Origin of the sequence: Chromatium okenii, assembly GCF_016583745.1 — a bacterium.
Classification (GTDB): domain Bacteria; phylum Pseudomonadota; class Gammaproteobacteria; order Chromatiales; family Chromatiaceae; genus Chromatium; species Chromatium okenii.
In genome coordinates, this window is sequence record NZ_NRRQ01000029.1 from 1 (window position 1) to 16,365 (window position 16,365).

Here is a 16,365-nt window from a genome sequence, read left to right on the forward strand (position 1 = left end):
AAATGCTGGTGATGCGCTCAATATGCGTATTGGCAATTTTCGCAATATCATTGGCCCAATCTTCCCAATGATGGCGATTGCCGCATTTTTCTACCAACTTGGCATAAATCGCCCGCTCAATTTCGCCAATTTCAAATTGCAATTCACTTTGATCAGCCGCCGCTGATGATGATGGCGGTGCCGGGGTGCCAATGGTAAAATCATTGCGCCCGCTCTTCATTTTTTTACCTTTTCCAGCGGCGCTTTTTTTACCAATTTTATCGGTGATCGCAATGACTTCCATTTTTTGTGGATCGCGCCCAATTAACTCCAATTTATTCACCAACGCATCAAAATGATCGTCATGCGAGCGCAGCGCCTGTAAAACCTGCCACACCACCGCAAAAGTTTTATTATCATTTAACGCTTCGTGTGGTTCCATTCCCGCCGGAATCACCACCGGCAAAATCACATAACCGCGTTGTTTATTGGGCGCAGTCCGCATCACCCGCCCAACGGATTGCACCACGTCCACTTGCGATTGACGCGGCGTTAAAAACAACACTGCATCCAACGCCGGCACATCCACGCCTTCCGATAAACAACGGACATTACTTAAAATGCGGCAGGAATTCGCGGGTAAATCCGCTTTTAACCACTGCAATTTATCTTCTTTTTGCGCTGCGCCCATTGTGCCATCGACATGTTCCACTTCACAGCACAAATTCACCGCGGCCGCAGTAGGTTCATGCGCTTGATATGCCGCCACCACTTGCTGAAACATTGCTTTAATTTGTTTCGAGCTGACTTTATGGGTTTTAGCGGCTGTGGATTTTTCAATCACCTGACAAAACGCCACCGCTCGTTGCATCGCTGCGCCACCCGTGACTTCACGCCAATCTTGTTTTGATAACGCTTTCCAACAACCGATAATTTTCGCTGCATCATCGACTTTCAAATCGTTATCAGGACTTTTTAACAATTCCTGAATGCGCCGACTCACATAAACCTCATCAATTGAAAGCACAATCACTTTATAATCGACTAACAAACTGCGGCGCACAGCATCAGAAAACGTTAAAACAAAGAATTCTTTCCCATATAACGCTTCATCATCCATTGAACAGAGCGTGATCTTATCTTGTTCTGCTTTCGCTTTTGCCACATCCGCATAAATACGCGGCGTTGCCGTCATATACAACCGTTTCGCAGCGCGTAAATAATTGGCATCATGCACCCGCACAAAAGTACTTTCAGCGGCATCTTCAAAGATCGCGCCAGTGGTGCGATGCGCTTCATCACAAATCACTACATCAAACGCCGGCAATTGATACTGGTGCTGCGCCTGATGCACAACCTCCAGCGAGTGATAAGTGCTAAAAACGACGCTTAAATGCTGCGCATCGTGGCGTTTAATCATTTCCGCCGCCAAACGTTGCGCATTGGTGGTCGCCGGATACCGCAATTCATGCACCAACGTTTGTACTTGATCGGCATTTTTATCCCGTTTTTTGCCGATTTCACTATCCGAACAGACGGCAAAACTATGTAATGGCACCGCGCTTTCTTGCGTCCATTCCGTCAACGTTTGCGCCAATAAATTCAAACTTGGCACTAAAAACAACACGCGCCCACCGGCACCAGCAATGGCTTCGGCAATTTTTAAGGACGCAAACGTTTTGCCAGTGCCGCACGCCATAATTAACTTGCCGCGCTCGGCATGATGAAACCCATGCGTGACTGCTTTTAATGCCGAGCTTTGATGCGCTTTAATCGTTTTTTTGGGTTTTAATACCGGCGCGATGTCAGGATGATAACGGCTCCAATCAAGCTGACTGTTTTCTAGGTCATGTAAATCAATGGTGCTAACTGGCGGCTGCTGATTCTGAAATGCCGCAAATACATGATCGTTCCACTGCGTCGTGGTGGTTACAATCACACGATGCGTAAACGGTTTTTTCCCTGATGCAGTGAAAAAACTATCAATATCATTCTTGCAAATTGTATGATCTGCCGCATAAAATTTGCATTGGATCGCGTGATATTCATTGGTACCGCGAGTTTGCGCGACTAAATCAATGCCAGTATCACGGGCATCAAAATCTGGTCGCAGTTGCGCCCAATCTTTATAACGCCACACTTGGCAATATAAATCGTGATAGGTGGCTTCATGGCGCAAATAGCAAACCATCAATTCCTCAAAATAGGTGCCCTTTTCGCTTTCAGTGTGGGCAATGCTGCGATAATGCGCGAGTAAATTGGTGAGGGCGGACATCGCAAAATTCCTATTTTTAGACGGTGGAGCTGAGTTGGCGTAGTTGGTGCAGCAGTGCTGGTCACAACAGGAATAAACAGGTTAGCGATCATCATAACGCAAGCGGCGTTCAAATTAAAAGATGGTTTAACATTTTTTGCCAGCGTGTGATCAGTGGGCGCTGCATATTTAGCAGTTGTCGGGTGCGGAATCAATAGAATTGAAGTGAGATTTCCTCTAAAATAGGCGCACACTGCGATTCATCAAATCTTGACTCTTTCAACCCGTTGCGCTATTCATAACCCACAACTTGGAGTCCGCCATGTCTACTGCTACCTTGCCGCAATCCACTCCGCTGCCGGTCACGCCCCAAGATTTGCCGCTATCGTGTCCGCCAGCGCATACGCCCAATTGGAATCTTCATCCTCGCGTGTTCTTACCGATTGAGAAGAGTCCCAACCATGAAGCGATTTGTCCGTATTGCGGCGCACATTATGTGTTGACCACTTGATTCTGCGCCCCAAAGTCTGCATATTGAATGCACCATCTTTACCGTTGTTTTAACCCCTTGTTTGATTAGGAGTGACTGAAAAATGAGTACTGACAGTTTTCTGCTAAAAAGCGCCGAGAGCCGCGCCATGAGCGCCAACAAGGTGCTCAAAAACACCTACTTGTTGCTGTCGGCTACCCTCGGTTTCAGCGCCTTTACCGCGCTGTTATCGGTGGCGCTGGCAATGCCAAGCTGGACATATCTGGCGGCCGTCATCATTTCCATGATTTTAGGCGTGTTTGTATTGCCAAAAACCGCTAATTCTGCCGCTGGTGTGGGCGTGATTTTTGTCATCACCGGCTTATTGGGCTTTGGATTAGGCGCGATCCTGACGCAATATCTGGCGCTGCCGAATGGCGGTGAAACCATCGGTTTAGCATTTGGTGGCACGGCAGCAATTTTTCTCGGGTTATCCGGTTATGCGCTCACCAGCAAACGCGATTTTAGTTTTATGGGCGGGTTTTTATTCGCCGGCATGATGGTGGTAATGATTGCGGCGATTGCCAATATCTTCCTGCATTTACCGCTGTTGTCTTTGGTGATTTCCTCAGCAATTATTTTGCTGATGAGTGGCTTTATTTTGATGGATACTGGTCGCATCGCTCGCGGTGAAGAAACCAATTACATCATGGCGACCTATGGCATTTATTTGAGCATCTTCAACATCTTCATCAGCCTGTTGCAGATTCTCGGCATCATGGGCAGCGATGATTAAACGTTGCGCATGATCTGTCATTAAAAACCCCGACCCCGTGTCGGGGTTTTTGTGTCTGCTGTATTTGAGTTGTCAGTTAAAAAACAGCATTATCACCGACAACCGATAACTTTTAACATTAGGAAATCAATATGGATTTATTTTTACAAATTACCGCAGCGATAGCGATGGGTTTGATGCTGATCTATTTATGGCCGGCATATAAACATTGGCAACACAATAGCCCTAAAGCGCAACAAGGTGATTGGATGGCGGCATTATTGCCATTAGGTGCCGTCGTGCTGCTGGTGATTTTTCTCATTATGGCGGTGCGTTGACGCGATTTGCTGCGATTAGGGCAATATCTGGTAATCTTAAAACCGTTTTTTGATCGCATTCACGCCCATCGGAATCACATGAACCTCCAACCTCTTTTACTTCGCAAAGATCAAGAACGCCGCCTGTTGGCGGGGCATTGCTGGATTTATAGCAATGAAGTCAACACCCAAACGACGCCATTAAAGGCGTTTACGCCCGGGCAGCCGGTCGAGATTTTGAGCGATCACGACCGCTGGATTGGGCGCGGATATGTCAATCCGCATTCGCTGATTTGCGCCCGCATCGTCACCCGCAATCGGGCGCTGCCGTTGACGCCGGCGCTGTGGCTCCAGCGCATTCACGACGCGCTGGCGTTGCGCGAGCGGCTCTATCAACGCCCGTTTTATCGGCTGATTTTCGGCGAGAGCGACGGGCTGCCGGGGCTGATCGTGGATCGTTATGACCAACTGCTGGTGGTGCAAATCACGACGGCGGGCATGGAGCGGGTGCGCGGCGAACTGCTCGCGGCGTTGGAACAGGTGCTGCGTCCGCAGGCGATTGTGTTGCGCAATGACAGCGCCGTGCGCGAGCTGGAAGGCTTGGAGCGCACGGTGGAAACCGTGCTCGGCAGCCCCGCTGACAGTCTGATTTTGCTTGAACAGGAGCTGGCATTTGAGGTCGCGCCGTTGAGCGGACAAAAAACTGGCTGGTTTTTCGATCAAGCGGAAAATCGGCGGCGGCTGGCGCGTTACGGCGTGGGCGAAAAAGTGTTGGATGTGTGCAGCTACGTCGGCGCGTGGGGGCTGCGAGCGGCGGCGCTCGGCGCTAACAGCGTGACCTGCGTCGATAGTTCGGCGGCAGCGGTGGAACGGATTACTGCGAATGCCGCTCGCAATCAATTAGACAAGCGCGTTCATTCTATACACGGCGATGCGTTTGATGTGTTGCGCGATTTACGCGATCAAGGACATCGTTTTGACACGGTGATTCTTGATCCGCCAGCATTTATTAAACGGCGTAAAGATGAAAAAGAAGGCACCCAAGCCTATCAACGCTTAAATCGGCTGGGGATTGAATTATTAGAACCGGGCGGTTTATTGGTGACGTCTTCTTGTTCATTTCACATGGATCGTGAAACGTTTTTGCGCGGAGTGCAACTTGCAGCGCGACGGGCGGGACGCAGTGTGCAATTATTAGAAACGGGACAACAAGGGCCAGATCATCCGGTGCATCCCGCGATTGCGGAAACTGCCTATTTGAAAACCTGTTTTTTGCGCGTCTTGCCTGATTTTTAAGCTGCGCGTTTTATTCACGAGTGCATTATCGGTGCCGCAACTTGGGCACCGTTTTTTTTGAGAGTGTTGATTATGACTGTAGGTCGTTTATTTTTTGCCGCTTCCGTATGGCGGCGTACTGTATTGACGCTGGTGGCAATTGGTTTATTGGGTGTGACCAGTTGCAGCAATCACAAACCGCGTGAACCAAAAATCACCGGCCCGATTGATAAAGTGGTGGTTAAAAAAGCGCAGCGGCAATTGCAATTGCTCAGTCGCGGACAGGTGGCGCGAACCTATCGGGTGGCATTGGGTGGTTCACCGCTGGGGCATAAATACCGCGAGGGCGATCAACGTACACCGGAAGGGACTTATATTTTGGATTGGCGCAAACCGAAAAGCCAATTTTATAAAGCCATTCATGTGTCTTATCCCAACGCGGCAGATAAACGCAATAGTGCGCAACAAGGATATAAACCCGGCGGCATGATTATGGTGCATGGTTTTCCGAATTATATTCAATCGGAAGGCATGAAAAAGTATTACAACAGCCGTGATTGGACGCACGGCTGTATTGCGGTGCAAAACCATGAAATCGACGAGATTTGGAAACTCGTTCCTGATGGCACGCCGATTCAAATTTTGCCCTGAGTGCCGACTGCGCCCAGCCGTTGTCCGAGTTGCACCGGCTGTCCCACGCGCAGCGCCGCATCCCACGTCATTTGTGCGGGCGGAAACAGCACGATCACGGTTGAGCCGAGGTTAAATCGTCCCATTTCTGCGCCCCGTTCCAGCGCCAGCGCACCTGCTGGAAACGTGCGCTGTTCCAGCTTGCGCCCGGCATGTGGCGGCGTGATTGCGCCCGCCCACACCGTTTCAATGCCGCCAACGATCATCGCGCCCACCAACACCAGCGCCATCTCCGCTGCCGCCGTCGCAAAGTGACACGCCACCCGCTCGTTGCGGGCAAACAGACGCGGCACCAATTGCGCGGTGCTGTGATTGACGCTAAACAAGCGCCCCGGCACATAGGTTTGCGCGGTCAGGGTGCCGGTCAGCGGCATGTGAATCCGGTGATAATCGCGTGGCGACAGATAAATCGTGACGAATTGCCCGCCCACAAACGCTTGTGCGGCAGCGGGCGTAATGCCGAGCAGCTCGTGAACGGCGTAGTCCTGACCTTTCGCCTGCACGATGCGCCCGCCGGTGATGGTGCCGATCTGACTGATGGTGCCGTCCACCGGACTGACAATTGCCGCCGCTTCAGGTGCGAGCGGGCGGACATCAGGACGCAGCGCACGGGTAAAAAAAGCGTTGAAATGGGGATACGCGGTCAAATCTGGCTCGGCTGCCAACGTCATGTCGATGTGATATATCCGCGCAAAGTTTTGAATCAATAGGTTTTTCAGCGGTTGCCAGCGCACCAGCGCCAGCCGGTGCATCGCCATCGTCAGCAGGCGCTGCGGGAGCAGATATTGCACGGCGACAAACAGGCGAGCGCCGAGCGAGAGGGTGGTTGTTTCAGTCATGTGGTTGCATCCAAAAGCGGTGATTGTAAACGCGCAACAGCATCCGACCGCTGCTCACGCTGAACCCGTTGCGACTGCGGGCGACGTTGGCGCAGAATCATCATCACTTTTCTTATAAAATCAGATGATTGCGGCACTGCGCCGTGACAGTGGAGCAGAATCAATGCACATTCAAGCACTCACGCACGTTCCCTTTGAAGACCCCGCTGGCATCGGCGAATGGGCGGCAGCTCGCGGTCACACGCTGGCGCTCACGCCGTTATTTGCGGGCGCAGCGTTACCAAACTTAAATGCCTTTGATTGGTTGGTGGTAATGGGCGGGCCAATGGGAGTAAATGATGATGCTGAATATGCGTGGCTGACATTAGAAAAACAATTGATTCAATCAGCAATTGCGGCAAATAAAACCGTGCTGGGTGTGTGTCTCGGTGCGCAATTGATTGCGGCAGCATTGGGAGCGCAGGTAACGCGCAATGCACATCAAGAAATCGGCTGGTTTCCACTAGAATTAACCGCAGCGGGTCAACATTCACCGCTGCTGGCTGATTTAACGCCATCGCAGCGTGTTTTTCATTGGCACGGCGACACCTTTACTTTACCGCCGGGCGCAATCCAACTGGCTCGCAGTGCCGCTTGTGCGCAACAAATTTTTCTTTATGGCGAGCGGGTATTGGGTTTGCAATGTCATATAGAAGCTACGGCGACTAGCGTTGCTGCAATTGTGGCGCATTGTGCCGATGAATTAGTACCAAACGCGCCCTTTATACAAACGCCAGCGCAATTATTAGGAGTTGACGCTGCGGAATATCGTACACTCCAGAACGTGCTGTTTACTCTGTTAGACCAACTGGCGCTGGTACACTAAAAAAACCAGCTTGTTTCACTCAATAAGGAATAAAACAATGCACAAAATTGCATTAGCCGTGTTATTCAGTCTTGCGGGAGTATTGATGGCGCTGCCGGCACAAGCCGATAGCATTCGTGACCGTTTAGAACATCAGCGGGCAGTGATTGAACGCGGCATTGATAATGGTTCTATCACGCGACGCGAAGCGAAAGAATTACACAGTGAACAGCGCGATATTCGGCAATTAGCTGAAGAATTGCGTGATGCTGGAGCTTCTCGCAGCGAACGGCGGCGCGTATTGGAATCACGTTTAGATCGTATTGACCGTCGTTTACGCAAAGCCCTGCGCGACCGCGATGATCGCCCCCGCCGCGATGATCGTTATCGTCCTGATGCTGGCGAGCGTCCGCACCAATTTTTAGATCGAGATCAACCAGCGCCGCGTTTGTGGGAACGTTAGCAATTGCGTGAAGAGTTGATAGGACTGACGCAGTTGAAAAAAGTTGGCGGTTGTCAGTAAAAAGCACGGTTGTTACTGACAACTGAAAACCGACAACTGAAAAAAACCAATTCGTTAGGCAAACCACTGCCGATTGTGATTGACTTCTCATTATTTTTTCTGGCGCTCTCTGCTTATGACTTCAGAACCCACCACCTCGCGCCCTGCTGCTGAATCTGTTGCCACCACCATTGCCGCTCCGCCCGCAGCGGCGGAGCTGGCAACGGAAATTGCCCCGTTGCCAGCGGTTGAGATGGCGACCGAGATTGCGCCGTTGCCGCTAACCGTTGAGATGAAAACGGAAATCGCGCCGTTGCCGACCAATCCCGACGAAATCCCCGCCAATACGCTGATTATTAACACTTATCAGGTGAAACGCCTGCTCGGTGGCGGCGGCATGGGCGAGGTGTATTTGGCGCGTCATGCCCGCCTCGGCACGGAACACGCGATCAAGGTCGTGCGCCCGTCGATGGGCGATAACACGCAGGTGATGGATTTGTTTTACCGCGAAGCGCGGGTGCTGCGCGGAGTGCGCCACGATGCGGTGGTGAATTACGACGGCTTCGTGCAGGACGCCGAAGGGCGCGATTATTTGGTAATGGAATATGTCGAAGGGGTGCCGCTGTCCGACCGTTTGAAGCGCCAGCCGTTGACGGCAACGGAAGTGCTGAGTTTGCGCGACCGGCTGTGCGCGGGGTTGGCGACTGCGCATCGGCAAGGCGCAGTTCACCGCGATCTGTCGCCGGACAACGTGATTTTGCCGGGCGGCGAGATCGCAGCGGCGAAACTGATTGATTTCGGGCTGTGCAAACTCACCGATCCTGAGCAAAAAACCATCGTTGGCGCGGCGTTTGCGGGCAAATATCGTTATGCCGCGCCGGAGCAATTCGGCATGTTTGGCGGCGTGGTGGACGGGCGCACGGATATTTATAGCTTGGGTCTGGTGCTGGTGGCGGCAGCGACGGGAAGACCGTTGGAAATGGGCAATGAGTTCATGGACGCGCTGCGTTATCGGCAACAGGTGCCGGATTTGAGCGCCATCGCGCCGGAGCTACAGGAATGGCTGACGGCGATGTTGCAGCCCAATCCGGCGGATCGCCCGGCGACGATTGATGAATTATTGGAACGCTGGCCGGCAAAAACGCTGCTGGTGCCGCGTGCCTCCGCGCCAGCGCCCGCGCCGGAAGATGCGACGGCGATGGGTGCATGGCGCGATCCGCTCCCGTCGCCACCGCAGCCGCAGAATCGGCGCTGGCTGTTCATCGGCGGCGGGCTGATGACGGTCGCAGCGGCGAGCGCCGGGCTGTGGTGGGTGTTGCAACCGCTGCCGCTGGTGACGCTGCCGACTTCAGCGCCGCCAGTCACTGCTGCGCTGCCGGAGCGCCAGCCCGCGCTGCCGGTCGTGAGTGATGAATTGGATCAATTGATTCAATCCAATCAACTGGATGCGGCGCTGGCGCTGCTGCAAACGCGGCAGACGGCGGGCACTCCAGCGTCATCAGAACAGACGTGGGCGCTGGCGCAGCGCCTGCGGGCGGCGGGCAAATTGGATGCGACGTTCCCGTTGCTGCGCGGTTTGGCGACGAGCGGACATGGCGCGGCGTGTTTTGCGCTGGCGGAGTTTTATGATCCGCAGCATTGGTCAGCGGCGACTTCGCCTTTCTCAAAACCCAATGCTGAGAAAGCCCGCAATTGGTATCAGTGTGCCGTCAGCGGCGGGGTGACGGGGGCGGCGGAGCGGTTAGCGGCATTACCAACGGAGGCGGGGCGATGAACACAGTTGTCAGTTGGCGGTTGACGGTGATTAGTCGGCGCGGCGCGTGGGTGCTGGGCGCGGTGCTGCTGTGCGGTGGCATCAGCGGCGCGTGGGCGGCAGAGCGCGAAGCCTTGCCGATGGCGGGTAAAACCGGCTTGTATCAGCGCGTATTGACGCGCCCCGGAGCGCAACTTCAGCCGCAGCCCGGCACGAGCGCCAGCTCTGGTGGCGTGGCATTGCCGCCGTTGTCGGTGCTGTACGTTTACGGACGCCAGCGCGTGGCGGGGCAAGACTGGCTGGAAGTGGGTGCGGCAGCGCGGAATGGCGCACAAGGTTGGTTGCCTGCGCCGACGGCGATGGATTGGAAGCAAACCTTGACCGTTGCTTTCGCGCGCACCGCTGCGCGGGAGCCGACGCTGTTTTTTCGAGATCACGACGGTTTGACCAAGTTGCTGGAATCCGAGCGGCTGGTGCCGGAGGTCAACGCGCTGCGCTCGACGATCAAAAGTGGGCAATTTCCCGCCGATTTTCCGGTGCTGGCGCAGGAGCCAGACACTTATATCGACCCGAATCAGCAGTTTTATTTGCTGCCGATTCTCGGTTTTGAGGAGCTGTATTTAGACACCGGTCACACGACGACCTTGCTCAATGTCGCAGCGGTGACGCTAAATCCCCCCAACCCCCCTTTTCCAAAGGGGGGCTCTGATGCGTCCTTTTCCAACGGTGGTTTTTCCAAATCTCCCTCCGTTGAAAAAGGCACATCTTCATCTCCCCCCTTTGAAAAAGGGGGGGCGGGGGGGATTCCTAGTGATTACCGTACGGCGGTGGTGTTCGTGATTGACACCACGATTTCGATGGGACCGTACATTGATCGCACCCGCGATGCCGTGCGCCGGATTTATAACCAACTGAAAGGCTCGCCGATGGGTGAGGCGTTGAGTTTTGGGCTGGTGGCATTTCGGGATAACACTGACGCGGCACCGGGCACGGAATATGTCAGCCGCATCGTCGCCAATCTCAGTGATGGGCGCGATCCAGCGGAATTTATGACGCGGATTGCGACCGTAAAAGAGGCGCAAACCTCTAATCAGGGTTTCAATGAAGATGCGTTTGCGGGCGTGTATGACGCCATCGAGGAAATCGACTGGCGCGGTTATGCCGGGCGTTTCATCGTGTTGATTACTGATGCCGGAGCGCGGGATGCCAAGGACCCGCTCGGACGTACCAAGCTCGGCGCGGAGCGGCTGCGCTTGCTGGCGCAGGAGAAGGATCAAGCGGTTGGTGGCGGCAAGATTGCGATTGCCACGCTGCATTTATTGACGCCGGAGGGCAAACACACTCACGCCGGGGCAGCGGCGCAATATCGGGCGCTGAGTCGCTGGGGCGATGCGGGTGAGCTGTATTTTCCGGTGGCAGATGGCGCAGTGGAGGCGTTTGGGGCGCAGGTCGATACGTTGGCGGATGCGCTGTTGCAGCAAATTAAAGGCATTCGTTCTGGGCAGATGATCGCCGCGACGGACGATCCAAAAGCAACGGCGGTGCAGCGTGAAACGGCGCGGGTGGGGCGAGCGATGCAGTTAGCATATTTGGGGCGTGAGCGCGGCGCTCAGGCTCCACGCTTGTTGGAGGCATGGATTGCTGACCGCGATTTGCTTGATCCAACGCAGAAAACGCTAGAAGTGCGGGTGCTGGTCACCAAAAATCAGTTGAGCGATTTGCAGGAAACTCTGGAGGCGATTCTCAAAGCGGGCGAAGGGACGTTTATGACGCCGAAGGATTTCTTTGGGCAATTGCGCGGTGCGGCGGCGGCGCTGGCGCGAAATCCCAATCAAGTCAGTCAGGTGCAGGTCGGGCGGCTGGCCGATGTCGGCTTGGTGGGCGAATGGCTGGATGATTTGCCCTACACCAGTCAGATGATGAATCTCACCGAGGCGCGATGGCTGGCGCGGTCATTTGCCGAGCAGCAAGAAGTGCTGGATGCGATTGAAGAAAAAATCCAGTTGTATCGCCGCATTCACGATGACACCGACCGCTGGATCAGTCTCGCGCCGGACGCGCCCAAAGGTGAAATGGTGACGACGATTCCGCTGGATGCGCTGCCATGAGCGCCGTGCCGCCGGTGTATCTGTGTCGAGAGCTGGTGAAGCAGCGGGGCGGGGGTGAGAAGTTGTCAGATGCTGCCGCTCCATCCACTGCGCCAACTGACAATCGCCAACTGACAACGTTTGCGCTGCACGTTCCCAGCTTCACGATTCGCCCCGGCGAGATTGTGGTGCTGCGCGGAGCCAGCGGCAGCGGCAAAAGCACCTTGCTGGATATATTGGCGCTGGCGCTGCATCCCGACCGCGCTGCGGAGTTTCAATTTTGCCCCGAACACCGCGCTCCAACTGATCTGATGCACCTGTGGCAGCGCCACAATCTCAACCAATTAGGACGGCTGCGCGGCGGCGACATCGGTTATGTGCTGCAAACCGGTGGGCTGCTGCCGTTTCTCAGTGCGCGTGAAAACATCGCGCTGCCCGGGCGCTTGCTGGGACGTAAACCCGCCGGTCGCATTGAACGGGTGGCGGAGCGGCTGGCGATTACCGCGCAGTTGGATAAACGTCCGGGGCAATTGTCGGTTGGGGAGCGCCAGCGCGTGGCGATTGCGCGGGCGCTGGTGCATCGCCCCAGCGTGATTTTGGCAGATGAACCGACCGCTTCAGTTGATCCGCTCAATGCGGCGGTGATCCGCAAATTGCTGTTGGAATTGGTGCAAAAAGCAGGTCTCACGGCAATCATCGCGGCTCACGATTGGCCGCTGGAGCTGACGGCGGGAGTGCAATTTGTGCAACATCGGCTTGAACGTGACGACAATTTGACCCGCTCGCTGTTTTGGAACTGACGCCATGCACGCCACTCGTGAAATTTTCCGCTTGGCCGCTCGTGATTTTTTATACGAGCGTCGCTTATCGCTCTGTTATGTGCTGGCGCTGACGGCAGTGCTCGCGCCGTTGCTGATTTTATTTGGATTGAAATTTGGGCTGGTCGATACCCTCGCCCGTCGTTTGGTGGAATCGCCCGTCAATCGGGAAGTGATCGCAGTCGGCAGTCATCGCTATGACGCGGCGTGGTTTGAACGGATCGCAGCGCGGTCAGATGTGGCATTTGTGATTCCGAGCACGCGGCGGATCGCAGCCAGCCTGAGCCAATTACAAAATCCGGCGACGGGCGCGGTGGTGCGGGCGGTGCAGATGGTGCCGACGGGAGCGGGTGAGCCGCTGTTGCATCTCCCGCGCTCGCCATCTTCTGCCGCTGCCAAAGTGACTGAAGATGCGTTTGCAAAAATTCCCGAAGGCGTGACGGAGCTGATGCTGTCGGCGAGCGCCGCGCAGCGCCTCGGCGTGAGCAGCGGTGAGCGGGTGCTGGCGCGGATTGATCGCACGGCAGCGGGACGCGATGAGGGCGTGGTGTGGGAAGTGACCGTGACCGGCGTGTTGCGCCCAGAAGTGTTGACCGAAGAGGCAGCGTTGGTGCCGCTGGAGCTGTTGGTGGCGACTGAGGATTATCGTGACGGCGTGGCGGTGCCGGCGTTGGGCTGGTCGGGTGTACCGCCATCAACTGCGGCGCGACAATTTGCGCGATTCCGGCTGTATGCGGTGAGCATTAACGATGTGGCGCGACTAGAAGCGGATTTGACGGCGGAAGGGATTGATGTGCGCAGTCAGTTGACCGAAATCGCGGCGATGCAGGCGTTAGATCGCAATTTGACGCGGGTATTTTGGTTGATTGCGGGGATTGGCACGTTGGGTTTTCTCGCCTCGCTCGCGGCGAATTTGCTGGCAAATGTCGAGCGTAAACGCCGGGAATTGAGCATTTTGCGGCTGATCGGTTTTCCCACCGCCAGCTTGATGTTGTTTCCGATCACGCAGGCGGCGTTGATTGCGCTATTCGGGGCGCTGGCGGCAGTGTTGGTTTATCTGCCGGTGACGCTGACGTTAAACGATTGGTTTACGTTGAGTTTGCAGCCGGGCGAGTCGATTTGCCGCTTGTTGCCAATTCATCTGGCGCTGGCGCTGGGCACGACGCTGCTGGGCGCGATGACGGCGGCAGCATGGGCGGGATGGCGAGCAGCGCGGATTGCGCCAGCGGAGGGAGTGCGAGATGTTTGAGTGGAAAAAGTTGGCGGTTGGCGGTTGGCAGTTGGCAGTGGGGCGCGAGCTGGCGCGACTCTGGCCAGCATTTTTGCTCCTTCTCGCCGTCAGCAGCGCCAGCTCCGCCGCCGCCGAGATCACTTGGCAGACCAAGTTTTATAACCCCGCGCCAGCAGCCGCTGACCACGCTGCGGATTTGATTGTGCCGCTGCCGTGCGGCGGCGCGATGGCATTTCGTCCGGTCGAAATTCCCGGCAGCGGCTGGCTCGATGATCGCCCAGTCGAACTCGGTCAGAGCGACGCCGAGCGCGGTTACAAAGAAGGACGGCGTTTAAGTCATTTAGCTGGCGCATTCACCGCCGAGAATGGCGCGACCCGTCGTTATTACCTCGGCAAATATGAAGTCACCCGCGATCAATACGCCGCCCTGATGACGGCAGAGTGCCCCAAGCCAACGATTCGCGGACGCTTGCCGATGACCGGCATCAGTTGGTTTGACGCCGTCGATTTGACGCGCCGCTACACCGAATGGCTGCTCACTAATGCGCCGGACGCCTTGCCCACTGAAGATCACGCCGCTGGCTTTTTGCGCCTGCCGACTGAGGAAGAATGGGAATTTGCAGCGCGGGGCGGGCTGGCAGTCGATGCCGCTGATTTTCTTGCTCCGCGCTTTCCCATGCCCGACGGCGAGCTGGCGCGTTATGCGTGGTTTGAAAGCTCCGGCTCGGCAGAAGGTGAATTGCATCCAGTCGGCTTGCTCAAACCCAATCCGCTCGGTTTGCACGACGTGCTCGGCAATGCCTCCGAAGTGACGTTAGCGCCATTTCATTTGGATCGGCGCGGACGGGCGCACGGTCAAGCTGGCGGATTTGTCAGTCGCGGCGGCGATCTGTTCACGCCCGACAGTCAGCTCGCCAGCGCAGTGCGGCAGGAACACAACTATTTTGATCCCGGCACCAAACGCGCCAAATCAATGGACAGCTTGGGGCTGCGGCTGGTCATCACCGCGCCGGTGATCGTGTCGCCGGAGCGCCTGAACGCGATCAAAGATTCATGGACGGGTTTGCCCACGCTCAACGGCGATGCCGGCACTGACGCCAAGCTGGCGCTGCAACAGTTGCACACGCTGGCGCTGCAAACGCAGGACGACGCGCTGCGCTCGCGGCTGGAATTGATTCAACGCGATTTTGAATCGTCGCAAACTGCGCTCAACGCCGCACGAGCGCGGACGTTACGAGCGTTGCTGCGCACCGGTGCGTTGTTGGGCAAGCGCGTGGTGAATGACGTTCAGCGCGGCGAGGCGATTCGCACTCTGCGCCGGTTGGCAGAACAGCGGTTTGACGCCCTGCGCCAGCAAGCACAAGGCGTTGCTGGCAGTGATGCCGAGCTCGCCGAAGCGCGTAAACTTTTGACGGAAAAGCAGAAAAAATGGGATGAATCGCTGCGCGAGATTGACGCCAGCCTCGCTAACAGCTTGTCGTATTACGCCGATCTGACCGTTGAGGTGGGCAGCGATTATCCCGCCGCCGAACTCAGCACGCAGTTGCCGCTGGTGGAGGCGGAATTGGAGGCGAAAAGTAACGCCTATCTCATTGCTTATGCGCGGGTTTTTGTGGCGCATCTCCGCGCTTATCAGGATCGACGTGCCGTTGATAAAAGCAGTTGGCAGCGTGATTTGCTCCACATTGAAGCCGCGAGGAATAAAAAATGACCATGCGTTTCAAAGCCTTAGCCGTTAGCGCCGCGCTGCCGCTGCTCGCCCTCAACGGCTGCGTCGGTCAGCCAGTTGTCGATGCCACGCGAGCGCCCGCGCAGACCGGCGGACGCTTTCTGCTCGGCGGTTTGGAATTGCTCAAGCCGACGGATGATTACGGCTTCACCGGCGAATTGAGCGCCAGCGAACAGGCGCTGCGGGAACAGGGCAAGGCGTTTGATCGCACCGTCTGGCAGGCGACTTTGTTGGGCGCAGTCGCGGGTACGGCGATTGGCGCAGTCGTCGGCGGTGATGCGGAAGATATGGTGGGTGGCGCGATTGCGGGCGCGAGTTTGGGCGCACTGGCGGGGCTGTATGTCGCTAATAAACAAAAACAATTTGCGGCACAAGAAGATCAGCTTGAGGCGATGACCAACGATGTGCGCTCCGCCAATCGCAATACCCAAGCCTTGATTGATCAGTTGCAGAAGGTGATTGCCGAAGATCAACGGCGGCTGGCGGCGGTGCAGGCGCGGTTTCAACGCGGTCAGGCGACGGCGGCGGAATTGCAGCAGGAACGCGGTCGGATTTGGAGCAATCGCACGGTGGTCGAAAAAGCGACGACGGGTGCTAAAGATCAATATCGTCTGTTTGAACGCGCCCAACAGCAGGTCGTGAAAGCGCGGCCGGCAGCGCGAACCCAAACGCTCACCAGTGAAATCAGCGCCTATCGTCAAACGCTTGAGACTTTGGATCGCGTCGCCGCCAACATGGCAAAAGCCTAAGCCTAAATCCCCCCAACCCCCCTTTTTCAAAGGGGGGCAACCGACAACTGACCC

General features: G+C 55.8%; 15 protein-coding genes. 13 read left to right on the forward strand and 2 right to left on the reverse strand.

Annotation, left to right across the window (positions count from 1 at the left end):
- Positions 1–2,254, reverse strand: a 2,254-nt coding sequence (locus CKO12_RS10850) for a restriction endonuclease (protein ID WP_200154765.1), incomplete at its 3' end; no start/stop codon positions are given.
- Between the two features lie 301 nt (positions 2,255–2,555).
- Between CKO12_RS10850 and CKO12_RS10855 the strand changes: the two genes are divergently transcribed.
- The 5 genes from CKO12_RS10855 to CKO12_RS10875 all read left to right on the forward strand — a co-directional run bounded on the left by CKO12_RS10855 (position 2,556) and on the right by CKO12_RS10875 (position 5,720).
- Positions 2,556–2,744 (forward strand): zinc-finger domain-containing protein, encoded by a 189-nt coding sequence (locus CKO12_RS10855; protein ID WP_200154766.1) that lies wholly within the window; start codon positions 2,556–2,558, stop codon positions 2,742–2,744.
- An 82-nt stretch (positions 2,745–2,826) separates the two neighbouring features.
- On the forward strand, positions 2,827–3,498 hold the full coding sequence (locus CKO12_RS10860) for a Bax inhibitor-1/YccA family protein (protein WP_200154767.1): 672 nt from the start codon (positions 2,827–2,829) through the stop codon (positions 3,496–3,498).
- A 131-nt stretch (positions 3,499–3,629) separates the two neighbouring features.
- A complete protein-coding gene (locus CKO12_RS10865; RefSeq protein ID WP_200154768.1) occupies positions 3,630–3,815 on the forward strand; it encodes a hypothetical protein in 186 nt (61 codons plus the stop codon).
- Between the two features lie 78 nt (positions 3,816–3,893).
- Entirely contained in the window at positions 3,894–5,090 is a 1,197-nt protein-coding gene (locus CKO12_RS10870) for a class I SAM-dependent rRNA methyltransferase (RefSeq protein ID WP_200154769.1), read from the forward strand.
- A 72-nt stretch (positions 5,091–5,162) separates the two neighbouring features.
- Positions 5,163–5,720: a L,D-transpeptidase family protein gene (locus CKO12_RS10875; protein ID WP_200154770.1), complete on the forward strand. Its 558-nt coding sequence runs from the start codon at positions 5,163–5,165 to the stop codon at positions 5,718–5,720.
- Here the strand turns inward: CKO12_RS10875 and asd are convergent.
- Positions 5,705–6,598 (reverse strand): archaetidylserine decarboxylase, encoded by an 894-nt coding sequence (asd, locus tag CKO12_RS10880; RefSeq protein ID WP_200154771.1) that lies wholly within the window; start codon positions 6,596–6,598, stop codon positions 5,705–5,707. The two genes, CKO12_RS10875 and asd, sit on opposite strands and share 16 nt — an antisense overlap.
- A 163-nt stretch (positions 6,599–6,761) precedes the next feature.
- On the opposite strand from asd, the gene CKO12_RS10885 reads away from it, so the two are divergent.
- From CKO12_RS10885 to CKO12_RS10920, 8 genes are all read left to right on the forward strand, one after another.
- Entirely contained in the window at positions 6,762–7,463 is a 702-nt protein-coding gene (locus tag CKO12_RS10885; protein WP_200154772.1) for a type 1 glutamine amidotransferase, read from the forward strand.
- A gap of 37 nt (positions 7,464–7,500) precedes the next feature.
- A complete protein-coding gene (locus CKO12_RS10890) occupies positions 7,501–7,905 on the forward strand; it encodes a hypothetical protein (RefSeq protein ID WP_200154773.1) in 405 nt (134 codons plus the stop codon).
- Between the two features lie 175 nt (positions 7,906–8,080).
- Positions 8,081–9,718 carry a serine/threonine-protein kinase gene (locus CKO12_RS10895; RefSeq protein WP_200154774.1) on the forward strand — a complete coding sequence of 546 codons (1,638 nt, stop codon included), beginning with the start codon at positions 8,081–8,083 and terminating at the stop codon, positions 9,716–9,718.
- Complete coding sequence (locus tag CKO12_RS10900) at positions 9,715–11,805, forward strand: vWA domain-containing protein (protein ID WP_242466304.1); 2,091 nt, start codon at positions 9,715–9,717, stop codon at positions 11,803–11,805. The genes CKO12_RS10895 and CKO12_RS10900 overlap by 4 nt, the downstream gene beginning before the upstream one ends.
- Positions 11,802–12,584 carry an ABC transporter ATP-binding protein gene (locus CKO12_RS10905; protein ID WP_200154775.1) on the forward strand — a complete coding sequence of 261 codons (783 nt, stop codon included), beginning with the start codon at positions 11,802–11,804 and terminating at the stop codon, positions 12,582–12,584. Before CKO12_RS10900 ends, CKO12_RS10905 begins: the two co-directional genes overlap by 4 nt.
- A 4-nt stretch (positions 12,585–12,588) precedes the next feature.
- On the forward strand, positions 12,589–13,851 hold the full coding sequence (locus tag CKO12_RS10910) for an FtsX-like permease family protein (RefSeq protein WP_200154776.1): 1,263 nt from the start codon (positions 12,589–12,591) through the stop codon (positions 13,849–13,851).
- The gene (locus CKO12_RS10915; RefSeq protein ID WP_200154777.1) at positions 13,844–15,544 is read left to right on the forward strand and encodes a formylglycine-generating enzyme family protein; all 1,701 of its coding nucleotides are present in this window, start codon (positions 13,844–13,846) and stop codon (positions 15,542–15,544) included. Before CKO12_RS10910 ends, CKO12_RS10915 begins: the two co-directional genes overlap by 8 nt.
- Positions 15,541–16,311 carry a glycine zipper 2TM domain-containing protein gene (locus CKO12_RS10920; RefSeq protein ID WP_200154778.1) on the forward strand — a complete coding sequence of 257 codons (771 nt, stop codon included), beginning with the start codon at positions 15,541–15,543 and terminating at the stop codon, positions 16,309–16,311. Before CKO12_RS10915 ends, CKO12_RS10920 begins: the two co-directional genes overlap by 4 nt.
- Positions 16,312–16,365: the final 54 nt, after the last annotated feature.

What these genes read in the sequence shown, in the direction of transcription:
- CKO12_RS10855 (WP_200154766.1), top strand. Translation starts at nt 2,556, where the DNA reads ATGTCTACTGCTACCTTGCCGCAATCCACTCCGCTGCCGGTCACGCCC.
- CKO12_RS10860 (WP_200154767.1), top strand. Translation starts at nt 2,827, where the DNA reads ATGAGTACTGACAGTTTTCTGCTAAAAAGCGCCGAGAGCCGCGCCATG.
- CKO12_RS10865 (WP_200154768.1), top strand. Translation starts at nt 3,630, where the DNA reads ATGGATTTATTTTTACAAATTACCGCAGCGATAGCGATGGGTTTGATG.
- CKO12_RS10870 (WP_200154769.1), top strand. Translation starts at nt 3,894, where the DNA reads ATGAACCTCCAACCTCTTTTACTTCGCAAAGATCAAGAACGCCGCCTG.
- CKO12_RS10875 (WP_200154770.1), top strand. Translation starts at nt 5,163, where the DNA reads ATGACTGTAGGTCGTTTATTTTTTGCCGCTTCCGTATGGCGGCGTACT.
- asd (WP_200154771.1), bottom strand. Translation starts at nt 6,598, where the DNA reads ATGACTGAAACAACCACCCTCTCGCTCGGCGCTCGCCTGTTTGTCGCC.
- CKO12_RS10885 (WP_200154772.1), top strand. Translation starts at nt 6,762, where the DNA reads ATGCACATTCAAGCACTCACGCACGTTCCCTTTGAAGACCCCGCTGGC.
- CKO12_RS10890 (WP_200154773.1), top strand. Translation starts at nt 7,501, where the DNA reads ATGCACAAAATTGCATTAGCCGTGTTATTCAGTCTTGCGGGAGTATTG.
- CKO12_RS10895 (WP_200154774.1), top strand. Translation starts at nt 8,081, where the DNA reads ATGACTTCAGAACCCACCACCTCGCGCCCTGCTGCTGAATCTGTTGCC.
- CKO12_RS10900 (WP_242466304.1), top strand. Translation starts at nt 9,715, where the DNA reads ATGAACACAGTTGTCAGTTGGCGGTTGACGGTGATTAGTCGGCGCGGC.
- CKO12_RS10905 (WP_200154775.1), top strand. Translation starts at nt 11,802, where the DNA reads ATGAGCGCCGTGCCGCCGGTGTATCTGTGTCGAGAGCTGGTGAAGCAG.
- CKO12_RS10910 (WP_200154776.1), top strand. Translation starts at nt 12,589, where the DNA reads ATGCACGCCACTCGTGAAATTTTCCGCTTGGCCGCTCGTGATTTTTTA.
- CKO12_RS10915 (WP_200154777.1), top strand. Translation starts at nt 13,844, where the DNA reads ATGTTTGAGTGGAAAAAGTTGGCGGTTGGCGGTTGGCAGTTGGCAGTG.
- CKO12_RS10920 (WP_200154778.1), top strand. Translation starts at nt 15,541, where the DNA reads ATGACCATGCGTTTCAAAGCCTTAGCCGTTAGCGCCGCGCTGCCGCTG.